Genomic DNA, 21,881 nt, shown 5'->3' on the forward strand with positions numbered 1-21,881 from the left:
GACTTCGATGTCCCGGTCACGACTCGGCGCGGAGTACGTGCACTGTGGACGGTGATGGAAGGAGACTCCATGCGCGGACGCAGATGGGCGACGCTGGCGGTGGCGACGACGCTCGCACTCGGCGGGCTGGTCGGGACCGGCGCCGCCCCGGCGGCAGCCGACCCGCAGGGCGGCACGCTCCGCGGCGTCTACTACGACGGCCAGTTCTGCAACAGCTACGGCAGCGAGGGTGTCCAGACCGGCCAGTGGAGCTGGTACTACTGCGAGTACCGCCAGTACGGTCCCAACGCCCCCGGGTTCTACTTCCTCTGGAGCTTCACGTACTGAACGTCGGTTCCGCCGCCGGCCCCGCTCGGTCGGCGGCGGCTCCCCTCACCGGCGCAAGCGGCGGGAACACTCACCGTCGTGGCCGTCGCGCAGCAGGCAGCGCCGGCCGCCGGGCAGCCGCAGGTCGCAGAAGACCCGATGGCGCAGGCACTGCTGATCCTCCTCGGAGACGGTGGTCTCCCCCGGGTCCGCCATCGGCAGCACCAGCATCCACCGTCCGATGCCCCGGGCCAGGCGCTGCGCGGCGGGCAGGTCGGTGGCGACGACGGGCAGGTGGATCACGTACCGCTGGCTCATCGACCTTGACCTCCCGCCTGCCGGCGGTCCAGCTCGCCCCTGAGCCGGACGGTCTCGCGGCGACTCTGGACAAGGGCCGCGTAGACGGCGGCCATGTCGACGGCGACCCGGTCGAGGAAGGCGTACACGTCGTCGGGGTCAAGACCGCGACGCCCAAGCCCGACCGGCACGAAGCGCCGCTCACGCACCTGCCATGGCAGCAAACTGGTGTACGCGCCGGAGCGGCTCACTCCGACATCCCGCGCCGGTCGTTGGTTGCGGACGCTCATCTCGCCAACCTGCTTTCCGATGATTGAGGGGCGGGACGGTGTGCATGTCGCTTACGCGAACACACGCTGCCTGCCGCCGCATTGGACAGCCCACGGCAGCAGGCTGCGGCAAGGTCTCACTCGACCGAGCTACAGATCCGCATCCCGGCTACAACTGCCGCCGCCTTGATGAATATACGGACAGGGGCACAGGGGCACAACCAGTGCGGCACACGGGGGGACAAGGCTTAGCAGGCATGACCATCGATCCGCGCTCCCACACGCCCGTCTACGTGCAGGTCGCCGACCTGCTGCGGAGGCAGATCGAGTCCGGTGAACTGGCGCCCGGGGTGTCGCTGCCGAGCGAAGCCCGGCTGACACAGGAGTACGGCATTGGCCGCGAGGCGGTCCGGATGGCGATTTCGATCCTGCGGTCCGAAGGGTTGGTCAGCACCGTCCGCGGGCACGGGACGCGGGTGCGACGCGCGCCCCATCGCCAGCGGGTCGAGTTGCCTGCCGGCGCGTCGGTCATCGCCCGGATGCCGACCGGCCAGGAACGGAACGAGCTGCAACTGGACGAAGGCGTTCCAGTGCTGGAGATCCGCCACGGCAAGGGCAGGGTTGAAGTCGAGCCCGGCGACCAGGTCGAGCTGATCCGCCCGACCGAGCGTTAGCCGCAGCAGCCGGGACGAGACGGCGGCCACCAACGTCCCCGGCATCGTCGCCGTCCGGGATTCCAAGGATCAGACCGGACCGGCTCTCACCTTCCGCCCAACCATTTGGTCCGCCTTCGTCAGCAGCGTCCGCGACAACGCGCTGATCCGTTGAAGTCGTATACCCGGTGGCCACACGGACGCGGGAACGGCCCTTGCAGTCCGATGCACGGGACCAAACGGCGGGTGACTCGCAGACTATCCGAACGCGAGACTCGTGCAGTGACTCATCCCGATCCCTATCAGCAGTGGCAGCCCGCACCGACCGAGCAGCTACCGGTACCTGTTACTCAGCAATATCACGTTCCGGTGCCCACACAGCCGGTCTACGTCGGACCCCAAGCGGTGCTCATTCCACAGAAATCCGCCGGGGCTGCCGTCGCCCTCGAGTTGATCCTGGGCCTCTTCGGCATCTTCGGCGTGGGCAACCTGTATGCCGGTCGCACGTCAACCGGAGTGCTCCTGATGCTGTCCTTCTGGGGGCTCTTCTGGATCAACTTCCTCCTCATATTCGCTGTCGTCGGTCTCGTGACGATGCCCCTGACGTGGATCGCATACCTGGTCTTCGGCCCTCTACTCGCATCCCGCGGCGTCGAGCGACACAACGCGGGTGTTGTCGCTGCTACCCATACCGCGATCACCCGCTCGTACTGAGCCCGCGCCGAACCAGTCCGCGCATCCCCTGACCGACGGTTCGTCGCCGCCCCGCCGCCGATAGCTCCTGATCAACTGGCGCGGGCCCGCATCCCCGATCTGATCGACGCGGGACGGCTTGCCGCAGGTCAGGATGTCGCCGACGAACTCGCGCAGGATCATGCGCGGCCCCACGAGGAGGCAGCAGCGGTATGCCGCCGCTTCGCCAAACTCGCGGAAGCGCGGGTCGCGGCCGAGGAGGGCGGAACCCCATACCATCTTCGAGCTCGGCCGCGCGCAAATTGTTTGTCCAGAAATTACGAGCCGAGCGACACAGATTGGTCAACCCTGTCCACAAATATCCGGCAGACAGTTGTCCGACATGCGACCACGGTAATTCGGGCCGGATAGCCGACAGCGTGGTTCTTCGCGCATCGGGCTAACGTCCTCTCGTCCGCACAATGAGGCAGCGAGCCCGGAGGTGCATGTCATGTTCATCGTGGCGACCCAGGATCCGAATACCCGCCGTCAATCTGAGGGAGCCGAATCGGGCGCGGCGGCGTGGGGCTCCCTCCTGCCCATCGACGCTGGGCTCACGCAGGCGGAGGCGGATCGGCAGTTGGCGACCTACCTGGCCGGGGTGCAGGCAGGCGAGCCACTGTGCATCCGCGCACACGGCAACGACGAGGAGATCGGCGACGCCGAGGCCGGTGCCAAGGACTGGGGTTGGACCTACAAGAAGCTGGCCCGGATGCTGGCCACCCACCTGACCGCCACCCCGAGCGTGGTCCTGATCCGGTCGTGCGCCGAGAAGGTGACCAACTTTCCTACTCGGATGGCGGTCCGCCTGGAGTCGGACTGGCCGGGCGCGAACCACCTCGACGGAGTGGCAATCTACGGCTACAACCTGCCTGTCAATATCAGCACGCCCGTTCCCTCACCGGAGCAACTGACCAAGAACGTCCAGATCCAACCGGTCGTCGTCTCGTTGTGACCGACAGTCGCGCCGAACCATCTGTGCGGTACGCCGCCCTTGCCTAGAATTTCGGGTGTCCACGCGGCAGGTTGACGCATTCGTATGGCGTTGGCATTAATTTCCATCAGCCGGAGATCGTCCGTCGGGGTTGCACACCGAACGCAGGACTTCTGCGATGCTCCCCACCATGGATGACCTGACGAGTCATGTACGGGCGTTCGCAGAAGAGCGCGACTGGCAGCAGTTCCACACGCCGAAGAACCTGGCCATGGCGCTCGCCGGTGAGGTCGGTGAATTGATCGCCGAGTTTCAGTGGCTCACGCCTGAGCAGGCTGCAGCCGTCATGACCGACCAAGAGGCCGGCGCGCGGGTCAGAGCCGAGATCGGCGACGTCATGATCTATCTGACCCGGCTCGCCGACGTCCTCGGCATCGACTTAATCGAGGCGGCGTCGAGCAAACTCGAGGAAGTGGCTCGCCGCTACCCGGCTGACCAGGCTCGCGGATCGGCGGCGAAGCGGTAACCGCAGGCAGCGCCACCATGGCGCTGAATTGATCTCTTCGCTACAGTCCATCACGTAGGAGCGCGTCACGACGGGCTTCCGGCGGCTGCCGGACACGCCCCCCATGCGCACGATCACTTCGTGCTGCCCGGGGGCAAGTGTTGTCAGCGTTCCGCACGTCCGCCGATGGTCTGCTGCGTCTGGTCGGCAGCGGCACACTCGCAGACCGAATTGTGGAGCAGATCGGGCGCAACGTGAGCCCGGCGGAACGCCGTTCCTGGTCGCGGAGCCTCGAGGTGCTGGGGCAGGACTTGGTCGACGCAGGGCTGGGCCAGGTCGAAATGCTTGTCGAGTACCAGCTACCGCTGACCAGCAAGCGGGTCGACGTGGTGCTCGCGGGCGTGGATCCGAGGACGGCCGAGGACTCCTACGTGGTCGTAGAGCTGAAACAATGGTCATACGCCGAGTCCTACGAGGGCTCCGACACCCTCGTGGCGATCGAGCACGCACGTGGCCCGCGGCTGCATCCCGGCGTCCAGGTCGAGCAGTACTGCGAATACCTGACGGATTTCCTCGGCATCCTCGCCGGGCATCACCACCCCGTGCACGGGGTCGCATACCTGCACAACGCGGTCGACCGCGACATCAGTGATTTGTTCGACCGGCCGGCAACCGAGCAGAGCCGAATCTTCACGAAGCAGCGGCGTGGCCAGTTCCTCGACTACCTACGCAGCCACCTGGCTCCGGCACCAGGCGCAGGCGCCGCCGACCGTTTCCTCACCAGCTCTGTTCGGCCCAGTCGCCGTCTTCTCAGGTACGCCGCGCAGGAACTGAAGGACCGATCGCACTTCACCCTGCTGGACGAGCAGCGTGTGGCGTACGAGTTGGTGCTGCACGCCGTCGAGCGGGCACGATCGGCGGACCGCAAGTCGGTCGTGGTCGTCGCCGGTGGGCCGGGCAGCGGCAAGAGCGTGATCGCACTGTCGGTGCTCGGTGAGTTGGCGCGCCAGAACCGCTCCGTCATGCACGCGACGGGCTCGCGTTCGTTCACCCAGACCTTGCGCCGATACGCCGGCAAGGGGTCGACCCGGCTGAGAAACCTCTTCGGCTACTTCAACAGCTTCATGTCCGCCGAACGCAACGGGCTGGACGTGCTGATCTGCGACGAGGCCCACCGCATCCGAGAGACCTCTGTCAACCGGTTCACTCCGAAAGCCAAGCGGGAGAAGTCTCGTCCACAGATCGACGAACTTATCGCCGCCGCCCGGGTGCCGGTTTTCCTGCTCGACGAACACCAGGTGGTGAAGCCGGGTGAGCTGGGCAATGTCGAGGTCATCTCGTCTCACGCGAGGCAGCTCGACCTGGAGATCGAGGTCGTGTCGCTACACAACCAGTTCCGCTGCGGAGGCAGCGAGACGTACGAGCAATGGGTCATCGAGCTGCTTGGCCTGGACGGCGATGAGCCGTCGGTGTGGATCGGCGACGGCAGGGTCGACCTGCGTCTCGCCGAATCGCCCGAGGAGATGGAAGTTTTCCTCGCCCGCAAACAGGCGTCCGGAGTCACTGCCCGGATGTCCGCCGGGTACTGCTGGCCGTGGAGCGATCCGCGTCCGGACGACAGCCTGGTGTCCGATGTCGAGATCGGCGCGTGGTCACGGCCGTGGAATGTCAAGAGCGACCGCAGCGTCGGAGACGCGCCGGGCAGCGCGTTCTGGGCCACCGACCCGAAAGGGTTCGGCCAGGTGGGTTGCGTCTACACGGCGCAGGGCTTCGAGTACGACTGGTCCGGTGTCATCATCGGGCCGGACCTGGTAGCCAGGGACGGCCAGCTGGTGACCCGACGCGAGGAGTCGAAGGATCCAGCGTTCCGCAGTCGCAAGTCCGTCAGCGACACCGAAGCGGACCTGCTGATTCGGAACACCTACAAAGTCCTGCTCACTCGTGGGATGAAGGGCACGATCGTCTACTCGACCGATCACGAGACGCGGGAGTACCTCGCCTCGATGGTCAAGGTGGTCCGGCCAGTCGAGACGGTTTACGAGAAAGCGGTCGGGGACGACATCGGCTGACCACGGGTGGATCGGCAGCAGCCCGGACACGTGGAGAGGGGATGCTGCGCTCCGCAGGCCGCGCGGGGAAGACGTCGCTCAGCCCGGCAACACCACTCTCGTCACCAGCGATGCGGCCGAGGGTGGGAGCGGGACATCGAGGAGAAGCTCACCCCCGCGGTCCTCGACCGGGCCGAGCACCACCGCGACCTCGTAGCGATCGGGTGTGGCCCAGATGTCGGGCCAGGTCAGGGACGGGCACAAAATCTCTCGCGGACCCAGTTGCAGTTCGTGAGGTTTGCCGGGAGCGAGATCAAACCCACCTCGGATCGCATCGATGCCCTGGGAACTGGGATCGCCCGGCTTGTTGACCATCGGTCCTCCACCGACGATGACACCGTCCTTCAGATAGAGCACCTGAAGAAGCGACGGCGGACTGGAAGCCACATGGACCGCCCGCGTGGCAGCGAATGTCACCGTCACTGCTGGACCGGAGTCATTCTTCACCTTGACCACCGAGGACACCTCTGCCGTGAGGAGGCCGCCCGGTGTGGGGACCACGTGGTCGTAGCGGTCGCCGCAGACGTACATTCCGGGCTCCTTCACGCCGGTGGCGGTTGGCCCGGTCGGGGTCGACGGCCCCGGACTCGCGCCTGTGCCGATGGTCGGTTCGCCGCCGCCGACGATCCCGGCCACGGCGACCGTCACCAGCGACATCACCATGATCGATGCAGCGCCGGACACGTACGCGCACACGATCAGTGGCGAACGACGGCGGACCGGCCTCGTCCGCCACGCGTGCCAGACGGTCCCGCCAAAGACGATCATCGGACGGCACGGTCGGCCTCCCCTCTGTCATCGTGCAGCAGCCCGGCCAGGCGGCGCCTACCGTCGTGCAGGGGGCGTTTCACCGTGCCGGCGCCGCAGCCGAGTTGTGCGGCGATCTCTGGAACGGGCAGATCGACGTGGTAGTAGAGGACAACGCAGGCACGTTGTTGTGGGGTGAGTTCCAGGAGAGCCGCCCGCAGGTCCTGTCGGGCATCCGCGGCAGATGAGCCGTCCTCGATCCGCTCCGGTGCCAGCGCGAACGGCATCACGCGCCGCCACACGTCCCGCCGCCGTACCCGGTCGAGGTAGAGGTTGACGACTGCCTTGCGCACGTACTGCTCGGAGTTCTCGACCCTGTCGCGCCGTGGCCGGGTGAATGCCCGCACCAACGCGTCCTGCACCAGGTCCTCGGCGTCGCTGTCGTTGCCGCAGAGCAGGTAGGCGTAGCGCTTCAGCGCCGCGCCTCTGGCGTTGACGAGATCCGCCAACGCCTGCTCCCAACCTGCCACGACGGAGTCCCCTCGAAGTTGTCCTCACTATCTTGGACGAACGAGAGGCCGGTCCGGTTGGGGCCCAACCAGCAGATGGTTGCGGCGGTCGGGCCTGCGGCCGAATTCGTGCGGGACGTCTGGGCGAGCAGGCCAGGGCGACAACCCCGGTGGCTTATGGTGATAAACCGGACGCCCAGGGAGCGTCTGGGCCGTGAACTGCGCGCTGTTCAGCCGGAGGGTGGACCGATGACCGACAACGCCCGTGGCGTCGACGACTGCTGAGATGGACTGGGCCGGATGGGCGGTGTTCGGGCTGATCGCCACCGCGGCGCTCACCGCGGCGATGATCACCGCTCAACTGGTCGGCCTCACCCGGCTCGATCTGCCCCTGGTGCTCGGGACCTTCCTCACCGGGGATCCCGACCGGGCCCGGGTCGTCGGGTTCGTCCTGCACGTCGGCGCCGGGCAGGGTTTCGCCCTCGGCTACGCGGCCGCGTTCGCGCTGGTGCACCGTGCCGACTGGTGGATCGGGGCGTTGCTCGGGATCGTGCACGTCGGGATCGCCCTGACGGTGCTGCTGCCGCTGCTTCCCGGTGTCCACCCCCGGATGGCGTCGCAGCGGGCGGGACCGGCCAGCACGGCGGTGCTGGAGCCGCCCGGGCTGTTCGCCCTCAACTACGGCGTCCAGACTCCCCTGGTCACGGCCGTCGTCCACGTCGTGTACGGGGTCGCTCTCGGGCTGCTCCTGCACGCCAGGTGACCCGCCCCTCGTGCGGGAGCGACCGCCGTGACCCGCCGCTCGTGCGGGAGCGTTCGCCGTGACCGGTGAGCGACCGATCAGCGACTACGGGCTGCTCGGCGACACGCGTACCGCCGCTCTGGTCGCGAGTGACGGCGCGATGGACTGGCTCTGTGTGCCGCGCTTCGACGGCGATCCCCTGTTCGGCCGGTTGGTCGGGGGCCCGGACGCCGGGACGTTCCGGGTCGGCCCGGCCCGGCCGGCCACGGTCGTCGAACGGCGGTACCGGCAGCACACCGCCACCCTGGAGACCACCTGGGCGGTGGGTGGCGGTCGGCTCCGCCTCACCGAGGCGATGGTCGCCGAGGTCACCGGTCGCCTGCTGCCCACGACGCTGATCGTGCGGCGGCTGGAGGCCGAGCGGGCACCTGTCGACGCGGTGGTGGAGTTCGATCCCCGCCTGGGCGTGCGGCACCGCCGGCCCCGGGTGCAGCACCGGCGGCACAGCCTGGTGTGTGAGTGGGGGGCGCTCGCGGTCGCGCTGGACGGCACGCCGGCGTTCGGGATCGAACCGGGCCGACCCACCCCGGTCACGGTGCGGCCGGGTCATCCGGTCACCCTCGTGCTGGCCGTGGCCTACCGCGAACCGGTGATCCACGTCGAGCCGACGGCCGCCTGGGACCTGCTCGTCGAGGACGAGGCCCGCTGGCGCACCTGGACCGGGGAGATCGACGAGCGGGTGCCCTTCCGGGAGCACGTCGTACGAAGCCTGCTCACGATGCGGCTGCTCACCTACTCGCCCTCGGGAGCGCCGGTGGCCGCGCCCACCACGTCCCTGCCCGAGGATCCCGGCGGGGACCGCAACTGGGACTACCGCTACGTCTGGCCCCGTGACGCCAGCATCGGCGTCAGCGCGTTTCTCAGTGTCGGCAAGGCCGACGAGGCACAGGGGTTCCTCGCCTGGCTGTTGCACGCCAGCCGGCTGCAACGGCCGCGCCTGCCGGCGCTGCTCACCGTGCACGGCCGGCACGTACCGGCGGAGCGGGCGCTTCCCGGCTGGCCCGGCTACCTCGACAGCCGTCCGGTACGGATGGGCAACGCGGCCGCGGGCCAACACCAGCTCGACGGGTACGGCTGGGTGATCGACGCCGCCTGGGCGTTCGCCCAGTCCGGGCACCGCCTGTACGCCGAGACGTGGCGGGCGGTGCGCGGTTTCGCCGACGTGGTCGCCCGGTGGTGGCCGAAGCCCGATGCCGGTATCTGGGAGGTGCGGGAGCCCGCCCAACACGTTCATTCCAAGCTCATGGGCTGGCTCGCGCTGGACCGCGCCCTGGCCATCGCCGACACGCATCCCCTGCCGGGCCGGCAACGTCGACGCTGGCAGCGGTCCCGGGACGCCATCGCCGCCGAGGTCCGGGCGCGCGGCTTCGACCCGGCGGCGGCCAGCTACCTGCGCTCCTACGGCTCCCCGGATCTCGACGCGGCCCTGCTCGTCCTGCCGCTGCTCGGCATCGACCCGACCGGGTCGCCCCGGGTACGCGGCACCATCGACGCCATCCGGGACCGGCTGTCCGCCGGCGGTCCCCTGCTGTACCGCTACCCGCCCGGGCGCGACGGCCTGCCCGGCGTCGAGGGCGCGTTCCTGCCCTGCTCGTTCTGGCTCGTTCAGGCCCTGGCCCGCACCGGGCGTCGCCGCGAGGCCGTCGAGCTGTTCCAGGCCATGGTCGAGTACGCCAGTCCCCTCGGCCTGTACGCCGAAGAGGTGGACCCGGCGACGGGTGCCCACCTCGGCAACTATCCCCAGACGCTGACCCACGCCGCGCTCGTCCAGGCCGCGCTCGCCATCCGGGACGCACCCGTTGGCGATCCCGGGTCCGTCTGAGGGGGAGTTGCACGGCTAACGTTCCCGCACCCCGTGATACTGGGCCGGTGGAGAGTGCCCGCCCCCGCCTGCTGCTGGTCGAGGATGACCGTGCGCTGACCGCGCTGCTCGCCGACCTGCTCACCGACGAGGGGTACGAGGTCGACCTGGCCGCCGACGGGCAGAGCGGCCTGCACCAGGCGTTGGCCCGCGACTACCAGCTCATGGTCATCGACCGGGGGTTGCCGGTGCTGGATGGCCTGGGCCTGGTCACCGCGCTGCGCGGACGCGGTGTGACCGCCCCGGTGCTGATGCTCACCGCCCGGGGCGCCCTCGACGACCGGGTGGAAGGTCTCGACGCCGGCGCGGAGGACTACCTGGTCAAGCCCTTCGAGGTACCGGAGCTGCTGGCCCGGCTGCGCGCACTGCGCCGCCGCCATCAGGACGTGGCGAGCCGACTGCCACTGGGTCCACGGCGCTGGTTGGACGTGGGTAACCGACAGGTGCTCGACGACGGCCAGGAGATCCCGTTGTCCGCCCGCGAGTTCGCCGTACTGCGGGCACTCGCCGGCCGACCCCTGAAGGTCTTCACCCGGGCGGAGCTGCTGAGCACCGCGTTCACCCATGCCGACGCCCCCGGCAGCGTCGACGCCTGCGTCCATCACCTGCGCCGCAAGCTCGGTCGGGGGGCGATCCGCACGGTGCACGGGCTCGGCTACCGCATGGGTACGGGCTGACCGCGTGAACGAGGCCCGACTGATTCGTGCACGTCGACGTAGTGTGGCCCAGACCGCCGGGGCGATCGGCGTCGTGCTGCTGCTGGTCGGCGCGTTGATGTTCGTCCTCACCAGCCGTCAGGAGTCCCGGGTACTGAATGCCGAGCTGGGTCAGGTACTCGCCATGGCCGAGGACGTGGACGACCCACCACCCGGCCAGGTCCTCGCCCAACGGACAGCCGGGACCGATGCCGTCGAGGTGACCCCGAGCGCGTCGCCGGAGCTGGTGCGCGTTCTCGACGACGCGCTGCGGCGGCAGCCGGGGAGATTCGACACCGACGCGGGCGACGACCACCCGGTCCGTGTGCTGGTCGCTCATCGGCCCGACGGCAGCCGCTGGGCGGTCGCCGCCGACCTCGCACCACTGCGCGAGCGGCAGGGGCAGCTCGGCGTCGCGCTGCTCGTCGCCGAACTGGCCGGTCTGGCGGGAGCCTTGGCCGCCGCCGCGCTGCTCGCCCGCCGAGCCGTCGCTCCTCTGGCCACCGCGCTGTCCCTGCAACGCCGCTTCGTCGCCGACGCCTCGCACGAGCTGCGCACCCCGCTCACCGTGCTGCACACCCGGGCGCAGATGATCGCCCGCCGAGCCCGGGCCCAACCGGTGGAGCAGCTCATCGACCAGCTCGACCAGCTTGTCGCGGACACCCGGGCGCTCGGTGAGGTCGTCGACGATCTGCTGGTGTCGGCCGCGGCCGAGCAGAAACCGCCCCCGGACACCGTCGTCGACATGGCCGAGGTGGCCCGTGAGGTGGTGGCGAGCATGTCGGCGTACGCGCGGGAGCGGGACGTCGAGCTGCGCGCCGAGGTGGAGGCGACCGCACCGGTGCGGGGCGCCCCCGTAGCCCTGCGGCGGGCGCTGACCGCGCTGGTGGACAACGCGCTGGGACACGTCAGCGCGGGTGGGCATGTGCGGGTGCGGGTGCGTCACCGACCGGGGTGCGTCGCCGCCGAGGTCGTCGATGACGGGGTCGGCCTCGACCCGGCCGAGGCGGATCGACTCTTCGAACGCTTCGCGCACGGCACCGCCGGGACGGGTCGTCGGTTCGGGTTGGGCCTCGCGCTGGCCCAGCAGGTGGCGCAGGCGCACCGGGGCTCGCTCGAGGTGACCGGCGCCCACGGCCGGGGTGCCACGTTCACGCTGCTGCTACCTACGGCCTGACCCGTCGGGTGGGAATTCGGCCCCGCAAGGAATTCGCAAGAATTCGGCAATAACGTCGCGCGTAGTGACATCCGAGCGCCGAGGAGATCCTGTGCCTGACACCGTCAATGGCCTGCCGCTGCACCCCCTGGTGGTGCACGTCGTGGTGGTCCTGCTGCCGCTGGCCGCGATCGGCGTCGCCGCGCTGGCCGTCAGACCGTCGTGGCGCGGTCGCTACGGCGCGCTCGTCGTGGTGATCACGGCGCTGGCCACGCTCGCTGTGCCGCTCGCCTCCTCCAGCGGTGAGGACCTGGAGCACCGGGTCGGTGACCCCGGCGTGCACGCCGAGCTTGGCGACACGTTGATCTGGTTCGCGATACCGCTGCTCGCCGTCGCCGTGGCGCTGTTCTGGCTGCACCGCCGCGCGTCGCGGCCGGCGGGGCGGCCGACCGGCACCTCGGGGAAGGTGGCCGTGCTGGTCGCCGCGCTGGCCGTCGTCGTGGCGGCCGCGAACCTGGTGCAGGTCTACCGGGTGGGTGACTCCGGGGCGAAGGCGGTCTGGGGCAACACCCCGGCCGCGTCCGCCGGGCACGGCGACGACGACTGAGATTCGCCGGTGCTGCCTGGGCTACCCAGCCGACGGGTGACGCGCCACTCGGGCGAGTAGGGTCCCGATCATGACGATTCCGCACCTGAGCGCCGCCGACGGCACCACCCTGCCCGCGATCGGGCTCGGCACGTACCAGTTGAACGGCTCGGCGGGCGTCGACGCGGTCGGGCACGCGATCCGGGCGGGCTACCGGCTGCTCGACTCGGCGGTGAACTACGAGAACGAGGGCGCGGTCGGTCGGGCCGTGCGGGACGCGGGCGACGGCGTACGCAACGAGCTGATCGTCACCTCGAAGCTGCCGGGACGGCACCACGACTACGACGAGGCGTTGACCACCATCGAGGAGAGTGTGTTCCGCACCGGCCTCGACCGGATCGACCTGTACCTGATCCACTGGCCGAACCCGAAGGTCGGCCGGTACGTGGACGCGTGGCGGGCGCTGATCGAGGCGCGGGAGCGGGGTCTGGTGCGGCACATCGGGCTCTCCAACTTCCTGCCGGAGCACATCGACCGGCTGGTGGCCGAGACCGGGGTCGCCCCGGTGGTGAACCAGATCGAGGTGCACCCGTACTTCCCGCAGCGGGAGGCGCTGGCCTATCACCGGGAGCACGGCATCCTGGTGCAGGGCTGGAGCCCGCTCGGGCACGGCAACGACCTGCGGCAGCACCCGGTCATCGCCGAGATCGCCGCCGCGCACGGTGTCAGCACCGCGCAGACGATCCTGGCCTGGCACTTCGCCCGCCAGTTGATCCCGCTGCCCAAGGCCGCGTCGCCGCAGCGGCAGGTCGAGAACCTCGAGGTCTTCGACATCACGCTCACCGACGCCGAGGTCGAGGCCATCACCGCGCTGGGCCGCCCGGACGGGCGGCTGTCAGATCAGGACCCTGCGGTGTACGAGGAGTTCTGACCGACCCGCCACACCGGACGGTCCGGGCTCGGGAGAGCATGTCGACGTGCTCGACGGACTTGACGACATCGACTGGGCGCGGCTGGGCCACGCCTACGGTTCGGCCGACGACGTGCCCGGCCAGCTGCGTGCTCTGCTCGACCCCGATGCGACAGTCCGGGACGAGGCGCTGGGTGAGCTCTACGGCAACGTGTTCCACCAGGGCAACCGGTTCGAGGCGAGCGCCTACGCGGTGCCGTTCCTCCTGGAGATGCTCACCGATCCGGCCACCCCGGACCCGGCGGCGGTGCTCGGTCTGCTGAGCGCCCTGGCCATCGGGTACGACGAGGGTGTCCTACCGGACGGCTTCCCGGTGGCCGAGTACCGCCGCGCCGCCGAGGGCGGGCGCGCGCTGCTCGCGGCCAAGCCGCCGCCGTGGACCGGCAGCGACGAGACCCAGAAGGAGTACGTCGAGTACCTCTACGTCGAGTCGCTGTCGACGGCGGATCAGGGCCGACTGTGGGCGTACGTCGCAGTGGCGACCTACGACGCGGTGCGCGCCGGGGTTCCCGTGTTCCGCGCCCTGCTGGAGCACGCCGATCCCGATGTGCGCCTGGTCGCGGCGTACCTGCTGGCCTGGTTTCCGGAGGAGGCCGACGGCAGCGTGGCCGCGCTGGCCCGCGCGGTCGACGCCGCCACCGGCGTCGCGGCGACGCCCGGCGAGGTGGCCACCATGCTGGTGTCCTCAGGGCTGCTCGACGCCGCGCCGGACGTTCGGTGGCTGACCGACCCGCGTCCGCTGGTCCGCTGGGGCGCCGCGATCGGCCGGGCCCGGGTCCTCGGCGCGGCGGCCGACGCGGCGACCGTCGACGAGGTGGTGGGCTGGGCGTCGGCGGCGTCCGGCGAGGCGCCGGACGAGCCGGTGGAGGGTGAGTGGGTGCCGTTCCTGTCCGGCGATCTCGGCGGCTACGCGGCGCTCGCCCTGCGACAGCTCGGTCCCCAGCACGCCGACCGGGCGTTCGACGCGCTGCTCGACCGGCTGCCCACCGTCGACGGCGACCGGTCGCTGACGCTGCTCAACGTGGCGCTGCGCCTGGCGTTCCCGGACGGCCCGGCGGCGACGCAGCCGCCGGTCGACGCGTTGACGCCCCGGCAGCGCCGGCTCGCCGAGGAACTGAGCCGGTCGACCGAGCCCTGGCTGATCGACGGTGTGCAGTTCGGCAACGTCACCGAGCTGGTTGGCGGCTACGGCCTCCCGGGCACCCGCGACGAGCTGCGCGCCTACCTCGCCCGCACCCCATAGCAAGGCGTCGAGGGCATCCGATTGATCGCTACCGTGGGTGACCTCGGTGGGGGCGGGCGCCGGGAGGAACGTGATGACTGTGCGGCATCAAGATGCCGCTGAGGCATCACGCTCGCCACGGCATCCGGTGCCCCCTCCCCCGGTCCCCACTGCGCCGATCTTGCACTTTCGGCGGCGACATCTGGAGCGTAACCGCTCATATCGACAACCGAAAGTGCAAGATCGGCGGGGGCAGGAGGGGGCAGGGGGATTAGACCAGGCCGCCCAGGGCCGGGTCGCTGATGCTGTCCCTGCCGTTCTCGACGTGGCCCGCGCAGCGGTACGCGAAGCCGGGGTCACCCGCCGCGGCGACCGTCAGGTCGTACCAGCCGTGGGTACGGGCCAGCGGCCAGCCGGCGCGCTCGGTGTGGCCGGGGCGCAGCGACAGGGTGACCGGCCGGGAGTGGTACCCGTCCCGGACGGTCACCTCGACCCGCTTGGGTCCACGGTTGGTGAGCGTGAGCGTGAGCTTGTCGCCCCGCTCGTCGACCGACGGCGTGATGTCGAGGTCCGACGCACCGCCCGCGAACCGGCGGAAGAAGCCGTTCGGTCCGTGCACCGACAGGTCGTACCCGGAGGGGGTTTTCCAGGTGTCGGCCAGGCGCTTGCCCGGCTCGATCGTGTAGCTGCGCGGCGCGGCCGGGCTGCCGGCCTGGCGGACCTGGAGGACCGCTCCCGCGCCGCCGGTGTTGCGGAACTCGATCCGGAACTCGCCGTCGCCCCGGCGTCCGTCGGCGTGCAGCGCGTACGGGATCGCCCGCGCCGGCCGTACGCCGCGCTCCTGCTTCGGCAGCCGTCCCTCGGCCGGCGGCACCGGCACCTCGTCGGGGTGCCGGACCAGGTCGTCGGGCTTGAAGTCGTCGGTGTCCGGCAGCTGCACGTCGCGCGACCGGTTCGGGTGCCGGAAGTCGAAGGCGCTGGTCAGGTCACCGACGACGGCCCGCCGCCACGGGGTGATGTTCTGCTCGACCAGGTCCGGCCGGCCGTGGCCGAACCGCGTCTCCAGGAACTTGATCAGCGAGGTGTGGTCGAAGACCTGCGAGTTGACGTAGCCGCCCCGCGTCCACGGCGACACGATGATCATGGGTACCCGGACGCCGAGGCCGTACGGGCCGGCCGGGTGGTCGGCGTCGCCGGGGAAGATCTCGTTGGTGGTCGGCACGGTGGACTGCCCGTGCTCGCGGGTCTGCGGCGGAGTCGGCGGGACCACGTGGTCGAAGAAGCCGCCCTCCTCGTCGTACGTGATGAACAGCGCCATCTTGCTCCACACCTCGGGGTGCGCCGCGAGGATGTCGATGACCTGCGAGATGTACCAGGCGCCGAACGCCGGCCCCCAGTTCGGATGCTCGGTGTACGCCTCCGGCGCGGTGATCCAGGAGACCTGCGGCAGGCGTCCCGCCGCGACGTCGGCCCGGAAGTCGGCCAGCAGCGCCTCGGGGTCGCGGCCCTGGGTACGGATTTCGGTGCCGGTCTTCGCGCGGTCGGCGAGGGGCGTGCCGGGCTGCGCGTTCTGGTACTGGTGGAAGTAGAGCAGCGAGTTGTCGCCGTAGTTGCCGATGTACGGATCGTTCGTCCAACCCCAGGAGCCGGCGGCGTTGAGGCCGGTGCCGACGTCCTGGTAGATCTTCCAGGTGATGCCGTTGCGTTCCAGCCGCTCCGGGTACGTCGACCAGTCGTAGCCGGCCTCGGCGTTGGTGATGACCGGGCCGCCGCCCTTGCCGTCGTTGCCGACCCAGCCGCTCCACATGTGGTAGCGGTTCGGGTCGGTCGGCCCCATCAGCGAGCAGTGGTAGCTGTCGCAGACGGTGAACGCGTCCGCGAGCGCGTAGTGGTAGGGCAGGTCCTGCCGGGTGTGGTACGTCATCGAGGTGACGCCCTTGTTCGGCACCCACCCGTCGAACCGGCCGTCGTTCCAGGCGGCGTGCCCGTCGTTCCAGCCGTGCGGCGGGTCCGGCAGGAAGGTCTGGCCGAGGTCCTTCACCTCGGGCCGGAACGGCAGCAGCTCGTCGGCGCCGTCGGGCTGGTGCCACACGTCCTTACCGGATGGCAGTGTCACCGGATGCGGGTCGCCGAAGCCGCGTACGCCGCGCATGGTGCCGAAGTAGTGGTCGAAGGAGCGGTTCTCCTGCATCAGGATGATCACGTGCTCGACGTCCTCGATCGAGCCGGTCCGGTTGTTCGCCGGGATGGCGAGCGCCTTGCTGAGATCCAGCGGGAGCGCCGCGCCGATGGCGGGAACTCCCATCGCCTTGAGGAACGTACGCCGATCCACCGTGCCCATAACTCCGCCTTTGTGTGCTCTGGTCGAGAAACTGGCGACCGGACGCTATCGAGGGCGGGTTGACGGCAGATGACCATAATTGGGCCGCACGGGAGCCCTCCGACGTACCGTGAGATCGTGCCGACGAGAGACGTACTCACCAAGGCTGACCTCGCCGAACTGCGCCGCACTGCGCTCGGGGCGGCCGACCCGCTCGGTGTCGCGGCCGACATCGCCGAGGCGGTCGAGCAGGGCCGGCTGGAGGATCCGGACGACGCCGGGGACGCCCTGACCCTGGCCGCCGAGATCGCCCGGATCCGGACCCGGACCGAGGCCGCGCTGCGATACGCGGATCAGGCGCTGGCGGCGTACCCCTCGGTGGACGACCCCCGGGCGGGCGTGGCCCGCGCGCTGCGGGCCCGGGTGATGTTCCAGGCCGGCGGCCGGGACGACGAGGCGATGGCCGAGCTGACCGCGCTGCGTCCGTTGCTGCTCACCCAACCCGACGTGCCCGCCTACCTGAGCGCGGCGCTGGACGCGGTCGGTCGGTCGTCGACCGCCGAGACGTGGTTGAGCGAGGCGGTCGACACGCTGCTCGGCGAGCGCGACACCACGGCCGACCCGGAGGTAGGTCCGCCGGACGACCCGGGTGTGCTGTTCCTGCTGCTGCAACAGCGGCACCGGGTACGCCGCAACCTCAACCTGCCGCACGACCGGCAGGACGACCTGGCCGACCGGCTGGAGAACCAACTCGTCCGCCAGGTCTCGGAACGCCAGGGCGGCGCGTCGGACCTGCTGCTCTGGCCCCGGGACGAGTTCGACAAGTTGCTCGCCACCCACCCCGAACTGACCGACGTGTACGGGCCGGACTGGGACGCGCACCGAGCGCGCCTGGAGAAGGAGCTGGTCCGGCTGACCGGCGCCGGCCGGACCGGTCTGGGCGTGTACCGGGCGAGCGTGGCCGGCCTGGACTCCTTCGCCGGTCGACGCGACGGCTCTCCGACCGACGCGGCGGTCCGGGCCGGCTACGCGGCCGAGGTGTCGGCGCGGCCCTCCGCCCGGGTGCCCTGGCCACCCGAGCGCAACGACCCGTGCTGGTGCGGGTCGGGCCTGAAGTACAAAAAGGACTGCCTGCCGCGCTCGCGCAGTTGAGCGGTGGCTCTGGGTACACGACTCTGGGCACGCCGGGCCGGTGCCGATAGCCTCCATGCCTCGGATCATCGAGATCCGCCACGGCCGGAGGAGTCGCCGAATGTTCGAAGAGTTCCAGGGCATCCCCGCCCACCCGCTCGTGCTGCACGCCGCGGTCGTGTTCGTGCCGCTGCTCGCGCTGCTGGCGATCGCCTACGCGCTCGTCGCGCCGATCCGGCCGCACACGCGCTGGGTGCTGGCGTTGCTCGCGGTGGGCGCGCCGATCTGCGCGCTGCTGGCGAAGCTCACCGGGGACGCCTTCTTCGAGCGGTTGCGCTCGGCGAACCGGGTCACCCCCGAGTTCGTCCCGAAGCTGGAGGCGCACCAGGATTTCGGCGACATGACGCTGTACGCCGCGATCGCGTTGGGAATCGTGGCGCTGGCCCTGGTCCGCTTCGTCCCGCCGCGCGCCGCCGAGGGCGTACCCGCCAACCGGGCGGTGACCGTGACGTTGCAGGTGCTGTCGGTGGTGGCCGCCGCCGTCGCCGTGTACTACGTGGTCCGTACCGGCGACTCGGGCGCGAAGGCGGTCTGGGAGGGTCAGTGACGGCGGTGGTGTCGGCCCGGTGCCTGCCGGGCCGACACCACGTCGCCCGTCAACCGGCGCGGTACGCCCGGATCACGGTCTGCTCGATGCCGCTACCGCCGTTGCCGGCGGCCTTCACCCGCAGCGAGACGGCCTGCCCGGAGGCGACCTTCGGCAGCTCGAACCGGTAGCTGTCACCGCTCGCGGTGACCCGGGCCGACGTCCAGGTGACACCGTCGTCGGTCGAGGTCCACACCTGCATCGACGTCACCTTCTGCGCCTTGACGCCGTGCGCCTGCCGGACGGCCAGCTCCGCGGTTCCGCCGACGGGGTGGTTGTCGTGGTCCATCGGCAGCGTGTAGTCGACCGCGAGCAGCGGCAACGGCACGCGGTCGGTCCCCTCCGGCCCGGCGGACCGGAACGTCCAGGACGTGTTGACCCTGGTGGAGATCGGCAGGATGAGGCTGGTGTCGACGTCGAAGGTCAGCCGGTAGTCGGCCATCGCCTGCGGCACCGTGAAGTCACCGATCGGATGCTGCTTCTGCTCGACCAGCTTGCCGTCGCGGTACAGCGACAGCGTGCGCTTCACGCCGATCGCCTCGCCCTGGAGGCAGTCGGCGCGCTGGTGCTGGTCGGTCAGCGTCACCATGTCCAGGTGCAGGTTGCCCCGGGTCCGCGACGGCGGGCTGGCGCAGCTCCAGCCGTCACCGGCCGGGTCGTCGTACCAGTCGGAGTGCAGCGGCTGCCGCGCCCAGACCTTGGACTGCTGACTGCCCGGCCGGTACTGGCGCGGCGCCTCCATGGCCCCCAGTCCGCCGTAGACACCCTGGTCGGCCCAGACGATCTCCGGGGAGAGGTACGACGTCCGGTTCGGCGGCATGATGCCCTCGAAGGTCTGGGTCACCGGCACCCCGTCGGCCGTCTCGCCGAAACGGAGGAAGGTGGTGTACATCTCCGGCGAGTCGGTCTGGTGGAACCGCTCGTCGATACGGGCCAGTCGTGCCTGCTCCGCCCTGGTCACCCGGAACGACGGATCGGCCGGCACGCCGTCGGCGTACTCGTGCACGATGTTGTAGCGGTACGGCTTCGCGGTACCGGCCGGCGAGTCCATGTTGACGGCCGCCCAGGTGCGCCGCGACCCGATGGTGGGCTTCGGGATCGCCACGCTGCGCACCGCCGTCGCCACCCCGAACCCGCTGATCTGGTGCCACCACGGCAGGCCGTTCACCGCGGTCTGGAAGGTGGTGACGTCGGTCCGGGTGGTCTTCGTGGCCGCCCCGTCGACGGTCGCCGTGACCGGCCGGGCCTGCGCCGGGTCGAGGGTCACGCTCCGCGGGCCGCGCACGTCCAGGTCACCGGCCGCGGTGAGGGTGGTCTCCAGCACGTCGCTGTCGACGTAATAGGCGACCGACGCGCCGAGCACCGAGTACCGGCCGGCCGGTACCCGCAGGGTGAAGGTGTCCCCGGGGGTACCACCGCCCCCGCCGTAGAACAGCAGCGGGTCGGTGAGGTTGGCGACCATGAGGTTGATCCAGCTTTCCGCGCCGTCCCGCAGGCCGGGCATCGGCTTGGTGTGGATCGTCAGGTCGTAGCTGGGCTGCTCGACGTAGAAGCTGACCGGGGTGGTGGCGACCACCTTTCGGCCGGTGCGGGCGGTGACGGTGGCCAGGTAGAGGCCCGGCCGACTGCCCAGCGCCGCGCGGTTGATCCGCAGCGTCGCCGTCCCCGTCGCGCCCCGCTTGAGGGTCACCCGGCTCGTCGACAGCGACGCCGCGCCGCGCGGCACGCTCTGACCGTCGTGGTTGACGATCGACACGTCCAGGTCGAGGACCGACGTGGCCGGGGTGGACCCCCCGGTCCAGCTCAGCGTCGTCTCGCTGGTCCCGGACTGCGGGTACGCGAACGTGCCGAGGTTGACCACCGGCTGGCCGCTGGTCGGGCCGCCGAGGGCACGGGCCGCGTTGAGGCGGCCGGCCCCGATGGCCCACGGGTCGATGCCGGTCAGCGGATCCGACGCGCCGACCAGGGCGGCCTTGATCTTCTCGCCGGTCCAGTCGGGGTGCCGCTGGGCGAGCAGCGCGGCGGCGCCGGCGACGTGCGGCGTGGCCATCGAGGTGCCGCTGAGCGACTCGTAGTACCCGTCGATCGGGTCCTGGAGGTTGGTGCCGGCGGCGCGGGCCGCGACGATGTCGACGCCGGGCGCGACCAGTTCCGGCTTGGCCGCGTGGTTGTTGATCAGCGGTCCCCGGCTGGAGAAGTCGGCGAGCTTGTCGTCGCGGTCGACGGCACCGACAGTGAGCGCGGTGGCGGCCGAGCCGGGCGAGGAGATCTGCGCGCCGCTGTTGCCGGCCGCGATGACGAACAGGGTGCCGGTCTGCCTGCTCAGGGCGTCGACGGCGAGCGAGAGGGGGTCGCTGCCGTCGTCGGCCTGGCTGCCGCCGAGGCTCATGTTGATGACGTCGGCCCGGCTGGCCGCCCACTCCATGCCGAGGATGATGCCGGAGTCCTCGCCGGAGCCGTGGTCGTCGAGCACCTTGCCGATCACCAGCTTGGCGTCCGGCGCGACGCCACGGCGTTGACCGTGCGAGGCCGCGCCGGTGCCGGCGATGGTCGAGGCGACGTGCGTACCGTGGCCGTTGTGGTCGACGGCGTCACCGTCCTCGACGGTGAAGTCAGCCCGCTCGACGACCCGCCCGGCGAGGTCCGGGTGGCTGAAGTCGGCGCCGGTGTCGAGCACCGCGACCCGGGCGCCCTTGCCGGTGTAGCCGGCCTTCCAGGCGTCGGGCGCGTCGATCTGGGTCAGGTTGCGGTCCAGGCCGGCGGGCTTCGCGCCGGCCGGCAGGGCGGTGGCGCGGACCTTGCGGTCGAGCCAGACCTTCTTCGCGCCGGCCAGCAGCGAGTTCGTCGCCAGCTTGGCGGTGGCGGGGCTTTTTTTGGGTACGTGTCCGGCCACCGCGCCGATGCTGGACAGCGTCTGCACGTCGGCGAGCGCGGCCACCCGGGCGGACGCGGTGGCGGGCTGCACGATGACGGGCAGCTCCGTGGTGTTCTCGTCGTCGTACCCGTCGGCGATCAGCGCGGTGACGTCGAACAGGTCGGGGTCGAGGACCGAGCCGACCTGGGACGCGACACGGGCGGGAACGACGTGCAGGTGACCGTCGGGGCCGCAGCTCTGGTCGATCACCGCGTTCTCGTCGACCGGCCGGATCGTGGCCTGCGGGCACCCGGAACCGGTGCTACGGACGGTCACCACGTCGCCGGTCAGCAGGGTGACGGTGTGCGTCTTCCCGTCGCCGGAGGTGCGCGGTGTGTCGGTGCCGGCGATGCTGCCGGGGCCGGCTGTGGCGGTGCCGCCGGGCACGGCGGTCAGCGCCGTGGCCGTCACGGCGACGGCCAGCAGCCAGCGAGTCTTCTTGAGCATTTCGCTCCTGTCTCATGTGGACAAATGACGCCTCTTGGGCGACATGCTGCAAGATCATAGGTCCGCGAAGC

At 70.5% G+C, this 21,881-nt stretch carries 21 protein-coding genes and 1 pseudogene; 16 read left to right on the top strand and 6 right to left on the bottom strand.

Features of this window, described 5'->3' with window-relative positions; genetic code table 11:
- Positions 1-69 precede the first annotated feature (69 nt).
- Positions 70-327: a hypothetical protein gene (locus ACN263_RS16795; protein WP_422735253.1), complete on the top strand. Its 258-nt coding sequence runs from the start codon at positions 70-72 to the stop codon at positions 325-327.
- A gap of 45 nt (positions 328-372) precedes the next feature.
- Here ACN263_RS16795 and ACN263_RS16800 read toward each other — a convergent pair whose 3' ends face one another.
- Both ACN263_RS16800 and ACN263_RS16805 read right to left on the bottom strand, forming a co-directional pair.
- Positions 373-624, bottom strand: coding sequence for a hypothetical protein (locus ACN263_RS16800; protein WP_422735254.1), 252 nt, complete (start codon positions 622-624; stop codon positions 373-375).
- A complete protein-coding gene (locus ACN263_RS16805) occupies positions 621-893 on the bottom strand; it encodes a DivIVA domain-containing protein (protein ID WP_422735255.1) in 273 nt (90 codons plus the stop codon). Before ACN263_RS16805 ends, ACN263_RS16800 begins: the two co-directional genes overlap by 4 nt.
- A 236-nt stretch (positions 894-1,129) precedes the next feature.
- On the opposite strand from ACN263_RS16805, the gene ACN263_RS16810 reads away from it, so the two are divergent.
- From ACN263_RS16810 to ACN263_RS16835, 6 genes and pseudogenes are all read left to right on the top strand, one after another.
- Positions 1,130-1,546, top strand: a complete 417-nt coding sequence (locus ACN263_RS16810) for a GntR family transcriptional regulator (protein ID WP_422735256.1) — start codon at positions 1,130-1,132, stop codon at positions 1,544-1,546.
- 34 nt (positions 1,547-1,580) lie between these two features.
- Positions 1,581-1,700, top strand: a pseudogene (locus ACN263_RS16815) (DUF397 domain-containing protein); the annotation flags it as partial.
- Positions 1,701-1,807: 107 nt separating this feature from the next.
- Positions 1,808-2,239: a hypothetical protein gene (locus tag ACN263_RS16820; RefSeq protein ID WP_422735257.1), complete on the top strand. Its 432-nt coding sequence runs from the start codon at positions 1,808-1,810 to the stop codon at positions 2,237-2,239.
- Positions 2,240-2,708: 469 nt separating this feature from the next.
- Positions 2,709-3,212 (top strand): hypothetical protein, encoded by a 504-nt coding sequence (locus ACN263_RS16825; RefSeq protein ID WP_422735258.1) that lies wholly within the window; start codon positions 2,709-2,711, stop codon positions 3,210-3,212.
- Positions 3,213-3,381: 169 nt separating this feature from the next.
- Complete coding sequence (locus ACN263_RS16830; RefSeq protein WP_422735259.1) at positions 3,382-3,717, top strand: nucleotide pyrophosphohydrolase; 336 nt, start codon at positions 3,382-3,384, stop codon at positions 3,715-3,717.
- 137 nt (positions 3,718-3,854) lie between these two features.
- Positions 3,855-5,765, top strand: a complete 1,911-nt coding sequence (locus tag ACN263_RS16835; protein WP_422735261.1) for a DNA/RNA helicase domain-containing protein — start codon at positions 3,855-3,857, stop codon at positions 5,763-5,765.
- 78 nt (positions 5,766-5,843) lie between these two features.
- Here ACN263_RS16835 and ACN263_RS16840 read toward each other — a convergent pair whose 3' ends face one another.
- The gene (locus ACN263_RS16840; RefSeq protein ID WP_422735262.1) at positions 5,844-6,572 is read right to left on the bottom strand and encodes a hypothetical protein; all 729 of its coding nucleotides are present in this window, start codon (positions 6,570-6,572) and stop codon (positions 5,844-5,846) included.
- Complete coding sequence (locus tag ACN263_RS16845) at positions 6,569-7,081, bottom strand: RNA polymerase sigma factor (protein ID WP_422735263.1); 513 nt, start codon at positions 7,079-7,081, stop codon at positions 6,569-6,571. Before ACN263_RS16845 ends, ACN263_RS16840 begins: the two co-directional genes overlap by 4 nt.
- A gap of 265 nt (positions 7,082-7,346) precedes the next feature.
- Here ACN263_RS16845 and ACN263_RS16850 point away from each other — a divergent pair, with 265 nt between their 5' ends.
- The 7 genes from ACN263_RS16850 to ACN263_RS16880 all read left to right on the top strand — a co-directional run bounded on the left by ACN263_RS16850 (position 7,347) and on the right by ACN263_RS16880 (position 14,373).
- Positions 7,347-7,823, top strand: a complete 477-nt coding sequence (locus ACN263_RS16850; protein ID WP_422735264.1) for a hypothetical protein — start codon at positions 7,347-7,349, stop codon at positions 7,821-7,823.
- A 58-nt stretch (positions 7,824-7,881) separates the two neighbouring features.
- The gene (locus ACN263_RS16855; RefSeq protein ID WP_422735265.1) at positions 7,882-9,684 is read left to right on the top strand and encodes a glycoside hydrolase family 15 protein; all 1,803 of its coding nucleotides are present in this window, start codon (positions 7,882-7,884) and stop codon (positions 9,682-9,684) included.
- 47 nt (positions 9,685-9,731) lie between these two features.
- Complete coding sequence (locus ACN263_RS16860) at positions 9,732-10,400, top strand: response regulator transcription factor (protein WP_422735267.1); 669 nt, start codon at positions 9,732-9,734, stop codon at positions 10,398-10,400.
- A gap of 43 nt (positions 10,401-10,443) precedes the next feature.
- Positions 10,444-11,595 carry a sensor histidine kinase gene (locus tag ACN263_RS16865; RefSeq protein WP_422735268.1) on the top strand — a complete coding sequence of 384 codons (1,152 nt, stop codon included), beginning with the start codon at positions 10,444-10,446 and terminating at the stop codon, positions 11,593-11,595.
- A gap of 91 nt (positions 11,596-11,686) precedes the next feature.
- Positions 11,687-12,181, top strand: coding sequence for a DUF2231 domain-containing protein (locus ACN263_RS16870; protein ID WP_422735270.1), 495 nt, complete (start codon positions 11,687-11,689; stop codon positions 12,179-12,181).
- Positions 12,182-12,251: 70 nt separating this feature from the next.
- Positions 12,252-13,091 (top strand): aldo/keto reductase, encoded by an 840-nt coding sequence (locus tag ACN263_RS16875; RefSeq protein WP_422735271.1) that lies wholly within the window; start codon positions 12,252-12,254, stop codon positions 13,089-13,091.
- Between the two features lie 46 nt (positions 13,092-13,137).
- The gene (locus ACN263_RS16880; protein ID WP_422735272.1) at positions 13,138-14,373 is read left to right on the top strand and encodes a hypothetical protein; all 1,236 of its coding nucleotides are present in this window, start codon (positions 13,138-13,140) and stop codon (positions 14,371-14,373) included.
- Between the two features lie 250 nt (positions 14,374-14,623).
- Here the strand turns inward: ACN263_RS16880 and ACN263_RS16885 are convergent, their stop codons facing one another.
- Complete coding sequence (locus ACN263_RS16885) at positions 14,624-16,693, bottom strand: phosphocholine-specific phospholipase C (RefSeq protein ID WP_422735273.1); 2,070 nt, start codon at positions 16,691-16,693, stop codon at positions 14,624-14,626.
- Positions 16,694-16,810: 117 nt separating this feature from the next.
- Here ACN263_RS16885 and ACN263_RS16890 point away from each other — a divergent pair, with 117 nt between their 5' ends.
- Positions 16,811-17,824, top strand: a complete 1,014-nt coding sequence (locus tag ACN263_RS16890; protein WP_422735274.1) for an SEC-C metal-binding domain-containing protein — start codon at positions 16,811-16,813, stop codon at positions 17,822-17,824.
- A 100-nt stretch (positions 17,825-17,924) separates the two neighbouring features.
- Positions 17,925-18,410: a DUF2231 domain-containing protein gene (locus ACN263_RS16895; protein ID WP_422735276.1), complete on the top strand. Its 486-nt coding sequence runs from the start codon at positions 17,925-17,927 to the stop codon at positions 18,408-18,410.
- Positions 18,411-18,459: 49 nt separating this feature from the next.
- Here the strand turns inward: ACN263_RS16895 and ACN263_RS16900 are convergent, their stop codons facing one another.
- Positions 18,460-21,810, bottom strand: a complete 3,351-nt coding sequence (locus tag ACN263_RS16900; RefSeq protein WP_422735277.1) for a S8 family peptidase — start codon at positions 21,808-21,810, stop codon at positions 18,460-18,462.
- Positions 21,811-21,881: the final 71 nt, after the last annotated feature.

The sequence above is a fragment of the Micromonospora sp. WMMD729 genome (genome assembly GCF_049315225.1).
Lineage (GTDB): Bacteria > Actinomycetota > Actinomycetes > Mycobacteriales > Micromonosporaceae > Micromonospora.